This window comes from Burkholderia sp. Bp9016, assembly GCF_003857765.1.
Lineage (GTDB): Bacteria > Pseudomonadota > Gammaproteobacteria > Burkholderiales > Burkholderiaceae > Burkholderia.
This window is the reverse complement of sequence record NZ_QTPY01000005.1, coordinates 163,036-182,290: the sequence shown is the minus strand read 5'-3', so window position 1 is coordinate 182,290 and position 19,255 is coordinate 163,036. Positions and strand designations below refer to the sequence as shown.

The window sequence follows — 19,255 nt, the reverse complement described above, 5'->3', positions numbered from 1 at the left end:
GGAGACGACATGACCGACAGACGGATGCTGATCGCCGGCGAGTGGTGTACCGCCCGCGACGGGCGAACCTTCGACCGATTCAACCCCGCGACGGGCGCGCTCGCGTCGCGCGCGCCGGCGGCCGGCCCGGCCGACGCCGACGCGGCGATCGACGCCGCGCACCGCGCGTTTCCCGCATGGGCGGCGCTCGCGCCGACCGAGCGGCGTCGCCGGCTGCTGAAGGCGGCCGACCTGATGGACGCGCGCATCGACGAGATCGTCGCGACCGGCATCGCCGAGACCGGCGCGACGCCCGGCTGGCTCGGCTTCAACGTGACGCTCGCGGCGAACATGCTGCGCGAGGCCGCGTCGATGACGACGCAGATCGACGGCGACGTGATCCCGTCCGACGTGCCCGGCAATCTCGCGCTGGCGATGCGCGTGCCGTGCGGCGTGGTGCTCGGCATCGCGCCGTGGAATGCGCCGGTGATCCTCGGCACGCGTGCGCTGGCGATGCCGCTCGCATGCGGCAACACGGTCGTGCTGAAGGCGTCCGAAGCGTGTCCGGGCGTGCACGCGCTGATCGGCGCGGTGCTGAACGACGCGGGCCTCGGCGCGGGTGTCGTCAACGTGATCACGCATGCGGCGGCCGATGCGCCGGCGCTCGTCGAGCGGCTGATCGCGCATCCGCATGTGAAGCGGATCAACTTCACCGGATCGACGCACGTCGGGCGCATCATCGCGCGCCACGCGGCCGCGCACCTGAAACCCGTGCTGCTCGAACTCGGCGGCAAGGCGCCGGTGCTCGTGCTCGATGATGCGGATGTCGATGCGGCGGCCGACGCGATCGCGTTCGGCGCGTTCTTCAACCAGGGGCAGATCTGCATGTCGACCGAGCGCGTGATCGCCGCGCGCCCGATCGCCGATGCGCTCGTCGAACGGCTGAGCGAGAAGGCGCGCACGCTGGTGGCCGGCGATCCGCTGGCGGGTCACGCACTCGGCACGATGGTCGATGCTGCGGCCGCCGCGCGTGCCGCGTCGCTCGTCGAGGACGCACGTGCGCACGGCGCACGCTTGCCGCTCGGCTGCCGGATCGAGGGCGCGACGATGCAGCCGGCGATCGTCGACGGCGTGACGCGCGACATGCGGCTCTATCGCGAGGAGTCGTTCGCGCCGGTGGTCGCGATCCTGCGGGCGGACCACGACGACGAAGCCGTCGCGCTCGCGAACGACAGCGAGTTCGGATTGTCGGCGAGCGTGTTCAGCCGCGATGTCGCACGCGCGATGACGGTCGCGCGCCGGATCGAATCGGGGATCTGCCACATCAACGGTCCGACCGTGCACGACGAAGCGCAGATGCCGTTCGGCGGCACGAAGGCGAGCGGCTACGGCCGCTTCGGCAGCCGCGCGTCGATTGCCGAATTCACCGAGCTGCGCTGGATCACCGTGCAGACCACGCCCCGTCATTACCCGATATGAGCGAGCCGACGATGAATGCATTGAAGGCGCCGCTTGCGGCCGGCCAACACGCCGACGGCGTGCGCTATCGCGCGGCGGCCGTCGCGGTCGGCGCGGCCGAGATTCGCCGCGCGGAAAGCGGCACATGGTATCTGCGCTCGCGCGAACCGCTCGGCGACTATCCGGCACGCCTGACCGATTGCCTTGTGCGCGGTGCGCAAGCGCATCCCGAGCGCGTGCTGGCCGCGCGGCGCGGCGCCGACGGCCGCTGGATCGAGATCACCTATGCGCAGATGCTCGAACGCGCCCGCGCACTCGGGCAGGGCCTCGTCGATCTAGGGCTGTCGGCCGAGCGTCCGCTCGCGGTGCTGTCCGGCAACGATCTCGAGCATCTGCAACTGATGTTCGCGGCGATGCTGGCCGGCGTGCCGTACTCGCCGATCTCGCCCGCGTATTCGCTGGTGTCGACCGACTACGGCAAGCTGCGCCACACGCTCGGCGTGCTGCGGCCGGGCGCGGTGTTCGTCGCCGAACGCGCGCCGTTCTCGCGTGCGCTCGACGCGACGTTGCCGGCCGACGCGGCGCTGATCGTCGCACGCGACGGCGATGCCGCCGCAGACGCCGACGGAAAGAGCCGCGCGGTGCCGCTGTCACGCCTGCTCGCCACCGCACCGTGCACGATCGACGCGATCCATGCGGCAGTCGGCCCGGATCATCTCGCGAAGATCCTGTTCACGTCCGGTTCGACGAAGCTGCCGAAGGCCGTGCCGACCACGCACCGGATGCTGTGCAGCAACCAGCAGATGCTGCGCCAGACGATGCCCGAACTCACGCGCGAGCCGCCGGTGCTGGTCGACTGGCTGCCGTGGAATCACACGTTCGGCGGCAGTCACAACCTCGGCATCGCGCTGTACAACGGCGGCACGCTGTACATCGACGACGGCCGCCCGGTGCCCGGCCGCTTCGACGAAACCGTGCGCAACCTGCGCGAGATCGCGCCGACGATCTACTTCAACGTGCCGAAGGGCTGGGAAGAGCTGACCGTCGCGCTCGAACGCGACGCCGAGCTGCGCGACACGTTCTTCTCGCGCGTGAAGCTGTATTTCTTCGGCGGCGCGGGGTTGTCGCAGGCCGCGTGGGACCGGCTCGACCGCGTGACCCAGGCGCATTGCGGCGAGCGCATCCGGATCATGGCCGGCCTCGGGATGACGGAGGCGTCGCCGTCGTGCCTGTTCACGACGGGGCCGCTGATGCGCGCCGGCTATATCGGGCTGCCCGCGCCCGGCTGCGACGCGAAGCTCGTGCCGTGCGGCGGAAAGCTCGAACTGCGCTTCAAGGGGCCGAACGTGATGCGCGGCTACTGGCATGCGGACGCCGATCCGCGCGACGTGTTCGACGAAGAGGGCTATTACCGCAGCGGCGACGCGGGCGTCTTCGCCGATCCGGCGCGGCCGGAACTCGGGCTGCTGTTCGACGGGCGGCTGACCGAGGATTTCAAGCTGAGCAGCGGCACGTTCGTCAGCGTCGGGCCGTTGCGCGCGAACGCGGTGTCGAGCGGCGCGCCATACGTGCAGGACGTGGTCGTCACCGGGATCAATCGCGACGACATCGGCTTGCTCGTGTTTCCGCGCGTCGACGCGTGCCGTGCGCTCGCGGGGCTCGCAGCCGACGCGCCGGTGCGCGATGTGCTGCGCGCGCCGGCCGTACGTGCGGCGTTCGCGGCATGGCTCGTCGCGCTGAACCGGCATGCGACCGGCGGCTCGACGTTTGTCGCGCGCATCCGGCTGATGGACCAGCCGCCGTCGCTCGATCTGGGCGAAGTGACCGACAAGGGTTCGCTGAACCAGGCGGCCGTGCAGCAGCACCGCGCGGCGGCGATCGACGCGCTGTACGACCCGGCGCGGCGCGATCCGGACGTGATGTACGCGTAAGCAGCACCAGGCAGACACGAGTAAGCGGAAGTACACGTAACGACCCGCCGGCCATCGCACCGGCAGGCACGCTTGCGGCCAGTGAATCAGGCTGCCTGATATTGGCGGCCGTTCAGCCGACACCTCGCGCGCGGGTCCGCCACTGGCCGGCGGCCGCGCGCGGCGGCCGTTGCCGGGCCGACCGACTACAAGACATGGGATTGGAGACAAGGATGAATACGTACGTTGCCGAAAAACCAACGGTCGCGACCACGCTCGCGCTGTGTTTCGCGATCGCCCTTCTGGAAGGGCTCGACCTGCAGTCGGTCGGCGTCGCCGCGCCGCGCATGGCGCATGAATTCGGGCTGACCGTATCGCAGATGGGCATCGCGTTCAGCGCGGGCACCTTCGGGCTGCTGCCGGGCGCGATGCTCGGCGGGCGGCTCGCCGACCGGATCGGCCGCAAGCGCGTGCTGATCGCGTCGGTCGTGCTGTTCGGGTTGCTGTCGATCGCCACCGCGCAGGTATCGACCTTCGCGATGCTCGTCGTCGTGCGCGTGCTGACCGGCATCGGGCTCGGCGGCGCGATGCCGAACCTGATCGCGCTGTCGTCGGAGGCGGTCGAGCCGCGCTCGCGCAGCAGCGCGGTGGCCACGATGTACTGCGGGATCCCGTTCGGCGGCGTGATCGCGTCGCTGATCGGCGTGCTGCTCGCCGGCGACACCGAATGGCGGCACATCTTCTACGTCGGCGGCGCGGGCCCGCTGCTGCTCGTGCCGCTGCTGGTGTGGTTCCTGCCGGAATCGCGCGCGTATCTCGACATCGCCGGCACGCAGGCCGCGCGCACCAGCGTCACGCGCACGCTGTTCGGCGACGGCCGCACGACGTCGACGCTCGCGCTGTGGATCAGCTACTTCTGCACGCTGATCGTCCTCTACTTCCTGCTGAACTGGCTGCCGTCGCTGATGGCCGCGCGCGGCCTCGATCGCGAGCATGTCGGCCTCGTGCAGATCGCGTTCAACGTGGGCGCGGGGCTCGGTGCGCTCGGCATCGGCGCGGCGCTCGACCGGATGCGTGCGTCGCGCGTGGTGGGCGGCATGTATGTCGGGATCGTGCTGTCGCTCGCCGCGCTGGCGGCCGCGCCCGGCTTCGCGTCGCTCGCGGCGGCCGCGTTCGCGGCCGGGATGTTCGTGGTCGGCGGGCAGTCGGTGCTGTATGCGCTCGCCGCGATCTATTACCCGACCGCGATGCGCGGCACGGGCGTCGGCGCGGCGGTGGCGGTCGGCCGGCTCGGCTCCGTCGTCGGGCCGCTCGCGGCCGCGACGCTGCTGGCCGCGGGCCGCAGCGCGCCGGTCGTGATCGGCGCGAGCATCCCCGTCACGCTGGTCGCGGCCGTCGCCGCGCTGGTGCTGATTCGCCGCCCGCAAGCCGGCGACTGACGTTTCGCCTTTTTTCAATGCGCGCCGTCAGAGCGCGCCACTCACCAAGGTCTGGAGACGCAACGACATGAAAAAGAACACAAGGAACGGCCTGCTGGCCGCAGGCGCATGCTGCGCACTCGCCGCGCCGGGCGCGCACGCGCAGTCGAGCGTGACGCTGTACGGGATCATCGATACGGGCGTCGAGTTCGTGTCGCACGCGAACGCGGCCGGCGACCACGTGGTGCGCATGCCGGGCGTGACGGGCGAACTGCCGTCGCGCTGGGGGCTGCGCGGTGCGGAGGATCTCGGCGCCGGCTACCAGGCGGTCTTCACGCTCGAAAGCGGCTTCAACGTGCGCGGCGGCGATCTCGGGCAGGGCGGCCGGCTGTTCGGGCGGCAGGCGTTCGTCGGGCTGAAGGGCGGCTTCGGCACGCTCGCGTTCGGGCGGCAGTACACGATGACCTACCTGGCGCTGCAGGGCGCGGACATCATCGGCCCCGACATCTACGGGCTCGGCTCGTTCGATGCGTACGTGCCGAACGGCCGCGCGGACAACGCGGTGACGTACGTCGGCACGTATCGCGGCGTGACGCTCGGCGCGGCCTATTCGTTCGGCCGCGACGGCGCGGGCACCGGCAACTCTCCGGGGCAGGGCACGTGCGCGGGGCAGGTGCCGGGCGACTCGCTCCAGTGCCGCAACTGGTCGGTGATGCTCAAGTACGACAGCGCGTACTTCGGCGCGGCGGCCTCGTACGAGGAACAGCGCGGCGGCACCGGCGCGGCCGCGAACTTCTTCGACGGCGTCGAGCCTGTCGCCTTCACCAGCAGTGGCGGCAAGGATGCACGCACGCACGTGAGCGCCTATGCGCAGGCGGCCGGTGCGCGCATCGGCGCGGGCTGGATCGGGCGGCGCGTGTCGACCGGGTCGCCGGCCGCGCCCGGCGCGCACTCGGACCTATTCTTCGTCGGCGCGTCGTATGCGGTGAAGCCCGATTTCGTCGTCGACGGCGAAGGCTACCGGATCGTCAACAGCGCGCACGACACGCGCGCGACGATGGCCACGCTGCGCGCGACCTATCTGCTGACCAAGCGCACGGCCGTCTACGCGCAATCGTCGTATCTGTGGAACAGCGCGCACGCGCGCTACGCGGTCAGCGGCGGCGGTGCCGGCACGACGCCCGGCGAAGGGATGGGGCAGCTCGGCGCGATGGTCGGCGTGCGGCACATGTTCTGATCGGCAGCCTGACGAACGGGAGTTATCTTGAACAGGAAATCTGCATTCCTCTGTATCGCGCCGCTGTCCGCGGCGGCCATGCTCGCCGGTTGCGGCGGCGACGATTCGGTCAGCTCCGCGCCGACGCACCTGAGCGCCGCGACGCCCGCCGCGATGACGCAGACCTGCGACGCGCTCGCCGCGAAGCTGTCGTATGCGAACACGTCGTTCACGTCGGTCACGACCGCGGCCGCCGGCGCGCTGACGGTGGCCGGCAAGCCGATCGCCGAGCACTGCGTGATCGAAGGGAAGATGAACGAGCGCGTGAGCGCGGTGGATGGCAACACCTATGCGATCGGCTTCGAGATGCGCTTGCCGAAAGCATGGAACGGCCGCTTCTTCTACCAGGCGAACGGCGGCCTCGACGGCAACGTCGTGACCGCGACCGGCGAGATCGGCGGCGGCGGGCCGCTGACCGATGCGCTGAACATGGGCTTCGCGGTGATCAGCTCGGATTCCGGGCACAGCGCCGCGCAGAACCCGCTGTTCGGCATCGATCCGCAGGCGCGGATCGACTACGGCTACGGCGCGGTCGACGCGCTCACGCCGATGGCCAAGCAGGTGATCCGGCTCGCGTACGGAAAGGCGCCCGACCGCAGCTATTTCGACGGCTGCTCGAACGGAGGCCGTCACGCGATGGTCACGGCGGCGCGCAACCCGGGCGACTACGACGGGATCATCGCGGGCGACCCGGGCTTCCACTTGCCGAAGGCGGCGATCGGCGAGATGTACGGCGCGCAGCAGTTCGCGAAGATCGCGTCGGCGACCGGCACCAACGGGCTGCCGGACATCCGCAGCGGCTTCACCGATGCGGAGCGCCAGTTCGTCGGCGCGAAGATACTCGAGAAATGCGATGCGCTCGACGGCGCGACGGACGGGATGGTGCAGGACGTCGCGGCGTGCCAGGCGCACTTCAGCATCGAGACGGACATCCCGGCCTGCGTGAACGGCGCGCGCACCGGATCGTGCCTGACGACCGCGCAGAAGAGCGCGCTGGAAAACGTGTTCGCGGGCGCGCGCAACAGCGCTGGCGCGGCGCTCTATGCGAGCTTTCCGTACGATCCGGGCGTGGCCGGCAGCGGCTGGGCCGCGTGGAAGCAGTCGAATTCGGTCACGCTCGATCCGGCCGCGATGGCGTTCACGTTCATGACGCCGCCGAAGACCGCCGCGACGCTCGCCAACCTCGCCGGCTTCGCGCTCGGCTTCGACATGGACAACGATGCGCCGTCGATCTTCGCGACGAACGGCGTGTATACGCAATCCGCGTGGTCGTTCATGACGCCGCCCGACGAGACGAACCTGGCCGCGCTGAAGTCGCGCGGCGCGAAGCTGCTCGTCTATCACGGCACGGGCGACCCGGTGTTCTCGTTCAACGACACGAGCGACTGGTACGGGCGGCTCGCGCAGGCGAACGGCGGCGACGCGTCGGACTTCGCGCGCTTCTATCCGGTGCCGGGAATGAACCATTGTTCGGGCGGCCCCGCGACCGACCAGTTCGACATGCTGACGCCGCTCGTCGCGTGGGTCGAGCAGGGGCAGGCGCCGGCCGAGATCGTCGCCACCGCGCGCGACACGACCAACGCGGTGCCGAACGCCGACGTGCCGACGTCGTGGGGCGCGGGGCGCACGCGTCCGCTGTGCCCGTATCCGCAGGTCGCGCGCTACAACGGGTCGGGCGACGTGAATTCGGCGGCGAGCTTCAGTTGCCGATGACGTAGCGGCAGCGTGAATGTGCCGATGCGCGCGCATCGGCACATTCGCCGTGACGAGCGTGCGGGCCCGGAACGCGGCGATGTGTCGGGCACGACGTTGGAGGTCGCGTCCGGGGTACTATGGCGCCTTCTCGTCAGTGCGACGCGTCCTGATCGACGTGCCGCGCCAGGTGTCCCTCCTCTGATTCGGCCATGCAAACCGTAGCGGTACTCGACTTCGAAACAACCGGGCTTTCCCCGAACATGGGGGACAGGGCGACCGAAATCGCCGTGATTCTGCTGCGCGACGGCCAGATCGTCGACCGTTACCAGAGCCTGATGAACGCCGGCCGCCGCATTCCGTCCGACGTCGTCGCGCTCACCGGGATCACGAACGATATGATCGCGTCGGCGCCGCCGGTGGCGAAGGTCATGAGGGAAGCCGCCGCGTTCGTCGGCAGCCATCCCGTCGTCGCGCACAACGCGGGCTTCGACAAGCGCTTCTGGCAGGCCGAGCTTGCCATGCTCGGCATGGCGGCCGAGCACGCGTTCGCGTGCACGATGCTCGTGTCGAGACGCATCTATCCGCATGCGCAAAGCCACCGGCTGTCGAACCTCGCGGACATGCTGCGCCTGCCGCAGACGGGCCGTGCCCACCGGGCGATGGTCGACGCGGAGATCGCGAGCCATCTGTGGTGCCGGTTGCAGCGCGACATCGGCGAGACCTACGGGCTGCGGCACGTCGATCACGGGCTCATGTCGCGGTTGCAGGCGACGAGCAAGGCGAAGGTCGCGGCGTTCTTCGGGGCGTTGGCCGCTGGCGCGCGCTGACCCGCGTATCACTCGCCGAGGTCCACCGGCACCTCGAGCCCGGCCTTCACGCGGCTCATGCTCACCAGCGTCTTGAAACACTTCGCGTTGTTGTTCGAGAAGAACAGCTCGCGCGTGAGCGCGTTGTACCGATCCAGGTTGCGCACGGCCAGGATCGGCACGAAATCCCATTCCCCCGTCACGTGATAGCACAGCCGGATCTGCGGGCAGCGCTCGAAGGTCCGCTTCATCGCGTCGAGCTGGTCGATCTGCTCGCGCTTGACCTCGACGTTCACGACGATCGTCAGCGGATGGTCGACTTTCTCCGATGCGGCGTGCACGTTCGAATACACGCACGAGTTCGCGCCGGCGTGCCGCTGCGCGACGCGACGTCCGATTTCAACGACGAGATCCTGCCGGTCGGCGCGCGCTATTTCGCGGAAGTGGCGCGGCGCGCGTTGCGGCCTTCGGCATCGGTGACGCGTGGATGCCCGGCGGCACCGGGCTGCCCGCCGCCGCGGGCGCCCCGCACGCGCCGTGCATCACGTCACACGAGTTCGCCCAGGCACGCGTCGAACTGCGCGACGAGCGTGTCGACGTCGTCGGCCGTCGTCTGCGGACACACGAGCATCATGTTGTGGAACGGCGTGATCAGCACGCCGCGGTTCAGCAGGTACAGATGCACGACGTGCTCCAGCTCGCTGTCGAGTTGCGCGCCCGCGATCGTGCCGTTGCGCGGCGGCGTGGGCGAGAACTGGAACTCGGTGCGCGCGCCGATGCGCGTCACGCACCACGGCAGCCCGTGTTTCGCGATCGCCTGTTCGAGCCCGGCGGCGAGCCGCGCGGCCAGTTCGAACATGTGCGCATACGCGGCGTCGGTCGCGACTTCCGCGAGCGTCGCGCGCATCGCATGCATCGCCAGCATGTTCGCGGTGAGCGTCGTGCCGATCCCGGAATGGCCGGGCGGCGCGTTCAGCTTCGCCGCTTTCGCGCGCTCCGCGAATTCGGCGCTGAAGCCGTATACCGCGCACGGCACGCCGCCCGCGATCGGCTTGCCGACCACCAGCACGTCAGGTTCGAGACCATGCGCGACCGCATAGCCGCCCGGGCCGCTGCTGATCGTGTGCGTTTCGTCGATCACGAGGAGCGTGCCGTAGCGGCGCGTCAGTTCGCGCGCGGCTTCCCAGAAACCCGGTTCGGGCAACACCATGCCGATGTTCGTCATCGCCGGTTCCGCGAGCACGCACGCGACGTCGCCGTCCTTCAGCGCCGCTTCGAGCGCGGGCAGATCGTTGAATTCGACGACGCGCGTGTTCGCGAGCAGGTCGTACGATTGGCCGAGCAGGCTGTCGCGCTGCACCGGGCGGCCGTCGACGAGATCGACGAACACGTCGTCGACCGTGCCGTGATAGCAGCCGTTGAACACGACGATCGTGTCGCGGCCGGTGGCCGCGCGCGCCCAGCGCAGCACGAAGCGGTTCGCGTCGCTCGCGCTCAGCGCGAACTGCCAGACCGGCAGCTTGAAGCGGCGCGCGAGCTCGCGCGACACCCACGCGGCGTCCTCGCTCGGCAGCATCGTCGTGTAGCCGCGCGTCGCCTGTTCGGCGAGCGCGTGCGCGACCGGCTCGGGTGCGTGGCCGAACATCGCGCCGGTATCGCCGAGGCAGAAGTCCGCGTAGCGATGACCGTCGACGTCCGTGAAAGTCGCGCCGCGCGCTTCCTTCACGACCAGCGAGAACGGCGTCGACCAGTCCTGCATCCAGTGCAACGGCACGCCGAAGAGCAGGTGCTCGGCCGCTTCCGCCGACAACGCGCGGGATTTCGGCATGGCTTCGGTGAATGCACGGCGCTCGCGATCGAACAGCGCGCGGGCGCGGATGAGGTCGACTCCGTGGCGGGTCTGCAATTGATGCTCCTCTGACGGGTTGGAATGGACGAGTGAGGCCTCCGCGAGCTTGTCATATTCCATGCGTGCGGTCGATTCGGACTCGACCCGCGTATCCGTCATACGTGCAGTTTGTGCGCATAAAGATACGACAACATATCTCATTTTAGAAAAACGAAATGTGAGTGGGCGCACACATCAAGCCAAATTGGCCGATAAAAACAGGGTAAACGACAAATACTGGTCGAATGCGGATCGCGTCTAGACTGTTCGATGTAGTACGACGACGTATGAATTGAGATCCGCCGTCCGGCGTATCGACACCCAAATCATCGAAGGAGTGCCCATGGCCGCACCCAGCCGCCGTTCGTCTTCGTCTGTCCGATCGTTCTCGTCGAAGCGGGTTTCGCGCCGCGCCTTCATCGGCTGGACCGGTGCGCTTGCCGGCGGCGCCGTGCTCGGCGGACCGCTCGCCGCCACCCGCGCGTTTGCGGCAGGCAGCTCGCCGAATGCGGCGGTCGACCTCGTCTGGGGCGAGCACGGTGCGGCCGCGCGCATCGCGGCGTCGCTCGCGCACGTGTCGCGGCTCGCGTTCCGCGGGCGCGAGTTCGACGTCACGCACTACGGCGCGCGTGCATGCGCGATCGTCGCGCAGACGTCGCCGTACCCGGTGGCGAAATCGCCGGTCAGCCCCGGGTCCGAGCTGACGACCGCGGCCGGCGCGTTCGATTCGCGTCCGGCGTTCCTCGCGGCCATCGACGCATGTCGCCGCGAAGGCGGCGGGCGCGTGGTCGTGCCGCCCGGCAATTGGTATTGCGCGGGGCCGATCGTACTGCAGAGCAACGTGAATTTTCACCTGAGCGCGAACTGCACGATCTACTTCAGCCCGAACCCGGCCGACTACGCGAAGGACGGCCCGGTCGACTGCGGCGCGAACGGCCGCCTGTACTACAGCCGCTGGCAGGCGAACGACTGCCTGAACTACGGTGCGCCCGTCTATGCGCGCAATGCGACGAATATCGCGCTGACGGGCGAAGGGCCGACGTCGGTGCTCAACGGGCAGGCGATGACGCCGTTTTCCGGCAGCGGAAGCAACAGCGTGTGCTGGTGGACCTACAAAGGGTCGTCGGGCGCATACGGCGCGAGCGCGACGGTGCCGAGCCAGGCGTATGCGAACCCGAACAACGTCGACCTGCGGATCGTCGCGCCGGCGATTCCCGACGCGCTCTACACGCTGCTCACGTCGCCCGTCACGCCGTGGCAGCAGGACCAGAACTACCTGCCGGCGCTGTCCGAGGCCGGCGTGCCGGTCGAGAAGCGCATCTTCGGCCTCGGCCACTACCTGCGGCCGTGCATGGTCGAATTCATCGGCTGCACCAACGTGCTGATGGAGAGCTACCAGACGCAGAACACGCCGTTCTGGCAGCACCATCCGACCGCGAGCCGCAACGTCGTGATGCGCGGCGTGACGACCAACAGCATCGGCCCGAACAACGACGGTTTCGATCCCGACGCATGCACCGACGTGCTGTGCGAGGGCTGCACGTTCAACACCGGCGACGACTGCATCGCGATCAAGTCGGGAAAGGACCGCGACACAGAGTATGGCCCGGCGAAGCGGCACCTGATCCGCAACTGCACGATGAACAGCGGCCACGGCGGCATCACGCTCGGCAGCGAAATGGGCGGCGGCGTCGAGCAGATCTATGCGACCAACCTGTCGATGCTGAACGCGAACTGGCAGACCAACCCGCTGAACATCGCGATTCGCGTGAAGACCAACATGAACCGCGGCGGTTACGTGAAGGATTTCCACGTGAAGGGCGTCACGCTGCCGAACGGCGTGACGCTCAAGGGCGGCGGCTACGGCAGCGCGCTGCTCGCGGGCAGCCCGGTCAACGCGAGCGTGCCGCTCGGCGTGGTTACGCCGGCGGCCGGCAACCCGTCGGCCGCGCAGGGCGGGATCGTTACGTTCGACTGCGATTACCAGCCCGCGAACGACGCGGTGCGCACGCGGCCGCCGGTCGTTCAGAACGTGACGATCTCGGACGTGACGGCGAGCAACGTGACGCTGAACGGCGTGACCGCGTCGTGCTTCCAGGCGATCGTCGCGCAGGGGCCGATCGCGTTCGACTACAACGGCACGCCGCCGACGCCCACGGTGCAGCCGATCTCCGGCGTGACGATCAGCAATTGCGATTTCGGTACGCCGGTCGCGTCGGGCACGGCGACCGTCACGTCGCCGGGGCCGATCTATGCGTTCAACGTGAATGCGATGACGCTGGCGAACGTGACGATCGCCGGGCAGGCGGTCAACGCGACGATTACCGACAAGCGGTGAGGTAACGAGGGGCAAGCGTTCGCGGGCGGCCGATCGATGCACGCGAACGCGAAGCTGGCTGCGAACGCGTTACGCGAGCGTCTTCACCATGTGATGTTCATCGTAGAAGCGGCCGTCGACGAACAGCGAGCGCGGTTCCGTGCCGAACCGGACGAATCCTTGCGATGCGTACAGCCGTTCCGCGGTGCCGTTGATCTCGTTCACGCACAGCGTCAGTTGCCGGCACTGCCACGCCTGCGCCGCATGCGCGGTCGCGCTGTCGAGCAGCGATTGCGCGATCCCCCGCCCGCGATACGCGGGATCGACGAACACGCCCCAGATCGTCGCCTTGTGCGAGACCTTCGCCCGCGCATCGCGGCGCACGCCCGTGATGCCGACGAGCGAGGCGTCGTCGAATGCGCCGAACACGGCGCGCTCATGAGTGGCGGTGATGCGCACCGCGAATTCGTCGACCGAGACGCCGGCCTCTTCTGCGCGGGTCGGCAGGAACGAGGTCGGCGACGTGTCGACCGCGCGAAGCCGGACGGACTGGAATTGCGCCGCATCGGCGGCGTCGAGCAGGCGGATCGTGATCATCGCTTGGCGTTGTCGGGGAGTGGGCGGGTGCCGGCATTTGCCGCGTGGTGCTTGGCGGCGTGTCAATGCTAAGCGGATTCGGTGCCGTGCGCTGCGCCGCTTCGAACGGCCGCGCTCACGCGATCAGACGGCCGCCGGCAGCCAGTCCCGGAACGTGCGCGCATGCGCTCCGAGCAGGCGGTACTTGGCGTGCACCAGGCAATCCCGGCGTCCGGTGTCGTACGAAAAATCGCCGATGCGCTTCAGCGTGCCGGACTCGATGAACGGTCGGGCCATGACATCCCGGCTCCGCGTGACGTCCAGCCCCTCCAGTGCCGCGTTGAACGACGGCGTGACCTGGTTGACCGTCGGCGCGTTGCCGACGACGGTGTTCACGTTACCGGCGACCGAGGCGTCTGCGGGCGGCCGCGCATTCGACGCGCGTCGCGCCGGCTCGAGGAGGGCTGGGGAGTTGAAGCGCGCCCGACCCGGTCAGGCGCGCACGGCCTGCATCAATACCGCGAGAGCTGATTGCCGTTGATCTGCACGCGATCGCCCGGGCGCAGGTCGCCCGGCGACTGCACGTCGAACGAGCGCGTCGAGCCGTCGCTGAGCTGCACGTCGATCCGATAGCTGCTCGGCGGTTGCGCCGCGCCCATCTGCTGGCCGATCTGGTTGCCCGCGACTGCGCCGCCGAGCGCGCCGATCACGGTCGCTGCATCGCGGCCGTGGCCGCGGCCGAACTGGTTGCCCAGCACGCCGCCGACCAGCGCGCCGACGACAGTGCCCGCGACACCCGACGGGCCGACCGAGCCGTTGACCGGCAGGATGTTCGAGACCGTGCCGTATTGCGTGCCGTAGCCGTTGCCGTACTGGCCGCCATACTGCTGCTGGTTCGCGTAAGGCTGCGACCCGTATTGCGGCTGGTTGCCGTACTGGTCGTACGGCTGCGGCGTCTGGTTCGGATACGCCGGCTGCTGCGGCTGCACGTAGCCCGGTTGCGAATACGCGGGCTGCGCGTAGCCGGGCGTCGCGTATTGCTGTTGCGGATAGCCGGGTTGCGCGCCGTAGTAACCCGGCGCGACACAGGCGGTCAGCGGAAGCGCCGCCACGGCGACGAGCGAGGCGAACAGAACGGTCTTCGTGGAGGGCATGCGCATCATGGTGTTTCCTGCATCGGCAACGTGTTCGCCGACGAATGCCGGGACGGGTGGCGAACTCGGCGTGAGTATAAGGAATGGGCGGATGCGCGTCCGTTGTGGCCGGGTAACAACGTGTAAAGTCTGTTGCCGTGCAACTCGCCGCCGGGTCGCGCGTCGCGGCGTGAGCGGCGGCACGCATCGCGCTGCGCGGCTGCGGCTGGCCACCCGCCTGCGGGATCGCACCCCATCCCCGCGCCAGGCCTGGCTGGCACGCGCGCCGCACATCGTGAAATCGAATGCGCGGCATCGCGACATTTAATTGGTCACTGGCCGCCCTGTCCGATATCGTGACCGGATTCCCTGCCAACAGTCGCGCCGTGTCGGCCGCGGTTCCTTCCCCTGTCCGCGTCGACGTCGCGCAGCGACTGCCCCACCTACATTCCGAGTCATGACCACCGATCGTGTCTTCACCAACGCCGTCGATGCCGGCGGCCAGCCCGTCAACCTCGTCGTCCGCGGCGGCCGCTTCGTCCGGATCGGCGCCGATTGCACCGCCGCGCCCGGCGCGGAAACGATCGACCTCGGCGGGCGCGTCGTGCTGCCCGGTTTCGTCGACGGCCACATCCATCTCGACAAGAGCTTCGTCGGCGATCGGTGGGTGCCGCACGAACCGGTCGGCTCGTTGCGCGAGCGGCTTGCGGTCGAGAAGCGCCAGCTTGCGGCCGCGCCGGCGATCGTCGAGCGCGCCAATGCGCTGATCGGGCAGGCCGCCGCATTCGGCACGATCGCGATGCGCAGCCACGTCGACGTCGACGCGACGACGGGCCTGTCGAACCTGCAGGCCGTGATGGCCGCGCGCGAACCATGGCGCGGGATCGTCGACATCGAGCTGGTCGCGTTTCCGCAGGCCGGCGTCGTGACGTGCCCGGGCACCGCCGAGATCCTCGACGCAGCCGTGCGCGAAGGCGCGGACGTGGTCGGCGGGATCGATCCAACGACGCTCGACGGCGACGCGGACGGCCAGCTCGACATCGTGTTCGGCATTGCCGAGAAGCGCGGCGCGAAGATCGACATCCACCTGCACGAACCCGGCGAAACCGGCATTGCGCAATTGCTGCGGATCGCGGCACGCACACGCGCGGCAGGCCTCGGCGGCCGCGTGAACGTGAGCCACGCATACGCCCTCGGCCAGGTGAGCCACGACGACGTCGAGCGTGCGGCCGCCGCGCTCGCCGATGCCGGCGTGTCGATCCTCACCAACGCGCCGGGCGACTGCGCATTCCCGCCGGTGCGGCAGCTGCGCGACGCGGGCGTGCACGTGTTCGCCGGCAACGACAACATCCGTGACGCATGGTGGCCGTACGGCAACGGCGACATGCTGCAACGCGCGATGATGGTCGGCTACCGGTCGGGCTTCCATACCGACGAAGCGCTCGGCATCGCGCTCGACATGGCGACGCACGCTGGCGCGCGTGCGATCGGCAAGGACAACTACGGTGTCGCGGTCGGGTGCGACGCGAGCTTCGTCGCGGTGAGCGCGCCGAATGCGGCAGCGGCCGTCTCCGGCGTGCCGGCCGAACGCTGGGTGTTCCGCCGCGGCGAAAGCGATACGGCCGCGCCGTTCGCGCCCGGGCTGCGCTTCACGCGATAACGACCTGAGCGCCGTCACGGTCGCGCATCGTGACGGCCCTGCACTGACCGACCTTACCGGAACCGACATGACGAACCTGATGATCCGCAACGTCCGCACGCACGCCGACGAAGCGCTAGACATCCTGATCGACGGCGATCGCATCGCGCGCGTGGGCCCGTCGCTCGACGCGCCCGCCGGCTGCGCGATCGAGGACGGCGCGGGGGCGCTTGCGCTGCCCGGCCTCGTCGAAGGCCACACGCACCTCGACAAGACGCACTGGGGGATGCCGTGGTATCGCAATGCGGTGGGGCCGCGCCTCGTCGACCGCATCGAGAACGAGCGCAACTACCGCGCGACGAGCGGCCACGACGCCGGCGCCGCATCGCTCGCGCTGTCGCGCGCGTTCCTCGCGGCCGGCACGACGCGTATCCGAACGCACGTCGACGTCGACACCGAAGCCGGGCTGCGGCATCTGCACGGCGTGCTCGCGACGCGCGAGACGCTGCGCGGCCAGGTCGACATCCAGATCGTCGCGTTTCCGCAGTCGGGCGTGCTCAAGCGCCCCGGCACGGCCGCGCTGCTGTCCGACGCGCTCGACGCGGGCGCCGACCTGCTCGGCGGGCTCGACCCGTGCGCGATCGAAGGCGATCCGGTCGAGGCGGTGGACGTGCTGTTCGGCATCGCCGGGCGCCACGGCCGCGGGCTCGATCTCCACCTGCACGAGCGCGGTTCGATGGGCGCGTATTCGCTCGACCTGATCCTGCAGCGCACGGCCTCGCACGGGATGCAGGGCAAGGTCACGATCAGCCACGGCTTCTGCCTTGGCGATATCGCCGACCGCGAGCGCGATGCGCTGCTCGCGCGGATGGCCGGGCTCGGTGTCGCGATCGTCACCACCGCGCCGGCCGCGGTGCCGGTGCCGCCCGTTGCCGCGTGCCGCGCGGCCGGCGTGACCGTGATCGGCGGCAACGACGGCGTGCGCGACACGTGGACGCCGTACGGTTCGCCCGACATGCTCGAGCGCGCGATGCTGATCGGCATGCGCAACGATTTCCGCCGCGACGACGCGCTCGAAGTCGCGCTCGATTGCGTGACGCACGGCGCGGCACGCGGTTGCGGTTTCGCCGACTACGGTCTGGAAGCCGGCAAGCGCGCGGATGTCGTGCTCGTCGATGCACTGACGTTCGCCGAGGCCGTCGTCGCGCGGCCGACGCGGCGGCTCGTCGTGTCGTCGGGGAAGATCGTCGCGCGCAACGGCGCGCTGGTCTGAGCATGGCGTCGCCCCGGTATGATCGGGCTGCTTTCAGCCTGATTCCCCGGGAGACGACGATGCGACGCAGATGGACGATGGGCGCGATGGCGGCACGGGCCGCACGATGGATGGCCGCGGCGATGTTCGCGGTGACGGCCGTGCATGCGGCGGCGGCCGGCGCGGACGACGCACAGCAGGAGGCGAATCGCCGCACGGTGCTCGCGTTCTACGAAAAAGGCCTGAACGAGAAGGATGCCGATGCCGCGCTCGCGTACGTCGGCGATCGCTACGTGCAGCACAACCCGAACGCGGCCGACGGCCGCGACGGCTTCCGCAAGTTCGTCGCGTTCCTGCGCGACAAATACCCGCAGTCGCACAGCGAGATCGAGCGCTCGTTCGTCGACGGCGACTACGTGATCCTGCACGTGCACGCGGTGCGCGAACCCGGCACGCGCGGCAGCGCGATCATGGACATCTTCCGGCTCGAGCACGGCAAGATCGTCGAGCACTGGGACGTGAACCAGCCGATGCCGGAGCAGGCCGCGAACGGGAACACGATGTTCTGACGAAGGTTGTCGCCGGGTGCGGCGCTTCCAGCGGCGTCGCCTTCACGTCGAATCCGGCCCGCATCGCTGCGCCGCGCGCTCAATCCGGCTCTTGCTCCAGCATCGCCGCGAGCGTTCTCGTCAGCTCGCTGACCATCGGATCGGCGGTCGGCCGATGCAGGATCGCGATGTCCATGTTCTCGATCGGCGCGAAGCCGTCCTTCTCGGTCAGCACCACGTGCTCGTCGGTCACCACGCGCGCGGGCAGCACGCTGATGCCGAGCCCGTCCGCGACGGCCGCCTGGATGCCGCTCAGGCTCGACGTCGTGAAGCTGATCCGCCAGCGGCGGCCGCGCTCCTCGATCGCCTTGATCATGTCGTCGCGATAGAGCCCGCGCGGCGGAAACACGACGATCGGCACCGGATCGAGATCGATCGTCGGATGCTGCGCGCTGTCGATCCAGCGCAGTTTCTCCGGCCAGCGCACCACCGCCTCGCGGCTGTCGCGGCGCTGCTTGATCAGCACGAGATCGAGCTCGCCCCGATCGTACGCCGCGCTGATGTCGCGGCTCAGCCCGCACGTCACTTCGAGCTTCACCTGCGGATGATCGCGCCTGAACGCGGCGAGCACGTGCGTCGTGCGGCCCGCCGCGAAATCGTCGGGCACGCCGAGCCGGATCGTCAGCGCGACGGTCGCGCCCGACAGCGCTTCCAGCATCTCGTCGTTCAGCGCGAGCATGCGGCGCGCGTAGCCGAGCATCGTCACGCCGGCGTCGGTGGGCCGCACGTCGCGCGTGCCGCGATCGAGCAGGCGATGACCGGCGATCTCCTCCAGCCGCCGAACCTTCTGGCTGACCGTCGACTGCGTCGAATGCAGGCGCGCGGATGCTGTCGTGAAGCTGCCGCAATCGGCGACCATCACGAGCGCGCGCAGCAAGTCGAGGTCGAACAAAGGTCTATTCATTTCTGCACTTGTGTGGATTCGAGCATTTCATTTTCAAATGCGTGCGACGACTTTTAACATGGCCGCCCGTCGCCGGCAATCGCGGTTTCGCCGAACCCCGGACGCGACGCCGCTGCAGCATGCGCGCTGCCGCGCGTATGCACCGATCGAGCGGATTCTCGTGGCGGCGGTAGGGTTGGCGGCGACGCGATGGGTGCGCGGGGCCGCCACTCACGGCCGCTGATGCGGTATAGGATGCGTGGGCGGAAGGCCCCGCTCGGCCGAGCTGCACAGACACGCTCCCTCCTGGCGGATATCGGCGGGAACTCCTCCTGTGACAGGCGAGTATCCCGCCCGGAAACGAGGGGAAATATAGTGAAAATCCCGCAAAAATGACCGTAGCACGATTACTGGTGC

Annotated in this window: 16 protein-coding genes; 10 read left to right on the top strand and 6 right to left on the bottom strand. The window is 69.2% G+C overall.

The window, feature by feature from the left end; genetic code table 11:
- Window positions 1-9: 9 nt before the first annotated feature.
- The 6 genes from DIE13_RS08670 (at window position 10) to DIE13_RS08645 (ending at window position 8,563) form a co-directional block, all read left to right on the top strand.
- A complete protein-coding gene (locus DIE13_RS08670; RefSeq protein WP_124826750.1) occupies window positions 10-1,458 on the top strand; it encodes an aldehyde dehydrogenase in 1,449 nt (482 codons plus the stop codon).
- Window positions 1,455-3,368: a feruloyl-CoA synthase gene (locus DIE13_RS08665; RefSeq protein ID WP_124826749.1), complete on the top strand. Its 1,914-nt coding sequence runs from the start codon at window positions 1,455-1,457 to the stop codon at window positions 3,366-3,368. Before DIE13_RS08670 ends, DIE13_RS08665 begins: the two co-directional genes overlap by 4 nt.
- Before the next feature lie 212 nt (window positions 3,369-3,580).
- Window positions 3,581-4,786 carry a 3-(3-hydroxy-phenyl)propionate transporter MhpT gene (gene mhpT, locus DIE13_RS08660; protein ID WP_124826748.1) on the top strand — a complete coding sequence of 402 codons (1,206 nt, stop codon included), beginning with the start codon at window positions 3,581-3,583 and terminating at the stop codon, window positions 4,784-4,786.
- Between the two features lie 67 nt (window positions 4,787-4,853).
- A complete protein-coding gene (locus DIE13_RS08655) occupies window positions 4,854-6,002 on the top strand; it encodes a porin (RefSeq protein ID WP_124826747.1) in 1,149 nt (382 codons plus the stop codon).
- 27 nt (window positions 6,003-6,029) lie between these two features.
- Window positions 6,030-7,754, top strand: coding sequence for a tannase/feruloyl esterase family alpha/beta hydrolase (locus DIE13_RS08650; RefSeq protein ID WP_124826746.1), 1,725 nt, complete (start codon window positions 6,030-6,032; stop codon window positions 7,752-7,754).
- Window positions 7,755-7,945: 191 nt separating this feature from the next.
- Window positions 7,946-8,563, top strand: a complete 618-nt coding sequence (locus DIE13_RS08645; RefSeq protein WP_124826745.1) for a PolC-type DNA polymerase III — start codon at window positions 7,946-7,948, stop codon at window positions 8,561-8,563.
- A gap of 8 nt (window positions 8,564-8,571) precedes the next feature.
- On the opposite strand, the gene DIE13_RS08640 is transcribed toward DIE13_RS08645, so the two are convergent.
- A complete protein-coding gene (locus DIE13_RS08640) occupies window positions 8,572-8,976 on the bottom strand; it encodes an Lrp/AsnC ligand binding domain-containing protein (RefSeq protein ID WP_124826744.1) in 405 nt (134 codons plus the stop codon).
- 113 nt (window positions 8,977-9,089) lie between these two features.
- On the bottom strand, window positions 9,090-10,448 hold the full coding sequence (locus DIE13_RS08635; RefSeq protein ID WP_124826743.1) for an aspartate aminotransferase family protein: 1,359 nt from the start codon (window positions 10,446-10,448) through the stop codon (window positions 9,090-9,092).
- Between the two features lie 325 nt (window positions 10,449-10,773).
- Here DIE13_RS08635 and DIE13_RS08630 point away from each other — a divergent pair, with 325 nt between their 5' ends.
- A complete protein-coding gene (locus tag DIE13_RS08630) occupies window positions 10,774-12,768 on the top strand; it encodes a glycoside hydrolase family 28 protein (RefSeq protein WP_124826742.1) in 1,995 nt (664 codons plus the stop codon).
- 69 nt (window positions 12,769-12,837) lie between these two features.
- Here the strand turns inward: DIE13_RS08630 and DIE13_RS08625 are convergent, their stop codons facing one another.
- The 3 genes from DIE13_RS08625 to DIE13_RS08615 form a co-directional block, all read right to left on the bottom strand.
- Window positions 12,838-13,344, bottom strand: a complete 507-nt coding sequence (locus DIE13_RS08625) for a GNAT family N-acetyltransferase (RefSeq protein WP_124826741.1) — start codon at window positions 13,342-13,344, stop codon at window positions 12,838-12,840.
- 123 nt (window positions 13,345-13,467) lie between these two features.
- Window positions 13,468-13,719: a hypothetical protein gene (locus DIE13_RS08620; RefSeq protein WP_124826740.1), complete on the bottom strand. Its 252-nt coding sequence runs from the start codon at window positions 13,717-13,719 to the stop codon at window positions 13,468-13,470.
- A 116-nt stretch (window positions 13,720-13,835) separates the two neighbouring features.
- Window positions 13,836-14,486: a glycine zipper 2TM domain-containing protein gene (locus tag DIE13_RS08615; protein WP_124826739.1), complete on the bottom strand. Its 651-nt coding sequence runs from the start codon at window positions 14,484-14,486 to the stop codon at window positions 13,836-13,838.
- A gap of 427 nt (window positions 14,487-14,913) precedes the next feature.
- Here DIE13_RS08615 and DIE13_RS08605 point away from each other — a divergent pair, with 427 nt between their 5' ends.
- The 3 genes from DIE13_RS08605 to DIE13_RS08595 all read left to right on the top strand — a co-directional run bounded on the left by DIE13_RS08605 (window position 14,914) and on the right by DIE13_RS08595 (window position 17,916).
- Window positions 14,914-16,116 carry an amidohydrolase family protein gene (locus tag DIE13_RS08605; RefSeq protein WP_124826737.1) on the top strand — a complete coding sequence of 401 codons (1,203 nt, stop codon included), beginning with the start codon at window positions 14,914-14,916 and terminating at the stop codon, window positions 16,114-16,116.
- A gap of 67 nt (window positions 16,117-16,183) precedes the next feature.
- Entirely contained in the window at window positions 16,184-17,368 is a 1,185-nt protein-coding gene (locus DIE13_RS08600; protein WP_124826736.1) for an amidohydrolase family protein, read from the top strand.
- Window positions 17,369-17,427: 59 nt separating this feature from the next.
- Window positions 17,428-17,916: a nuclear transport factor 2 family protein gene (locus DIE13_RS08595; RefSeq protein WP_124826735.1), complete on the top strand. Its 489-nt coding sequence runs from the start codon at window positions 17,428-17,430 to the stop codon at window positions 17,914-17,916.
- Between the two features lie 79 nt (window positions 17,917-17,995).
- Here the strand turns inward: DIE13_RS08595 and DIE13_RS08590 are convergent, their stop codons facing one another.
- Window positions 17,996-18,859, bottom strand: coding sequence for a LysR family transcriptional regulator (locus DIE13_RS08590; protein WP_124826734.1), 864 nt, complete (start codon window positions 18,857-18,859; stop codon window positions 17,996-17,998).
- Window positions 18,860-19,255: the final 396 nt, after the last annotated feature.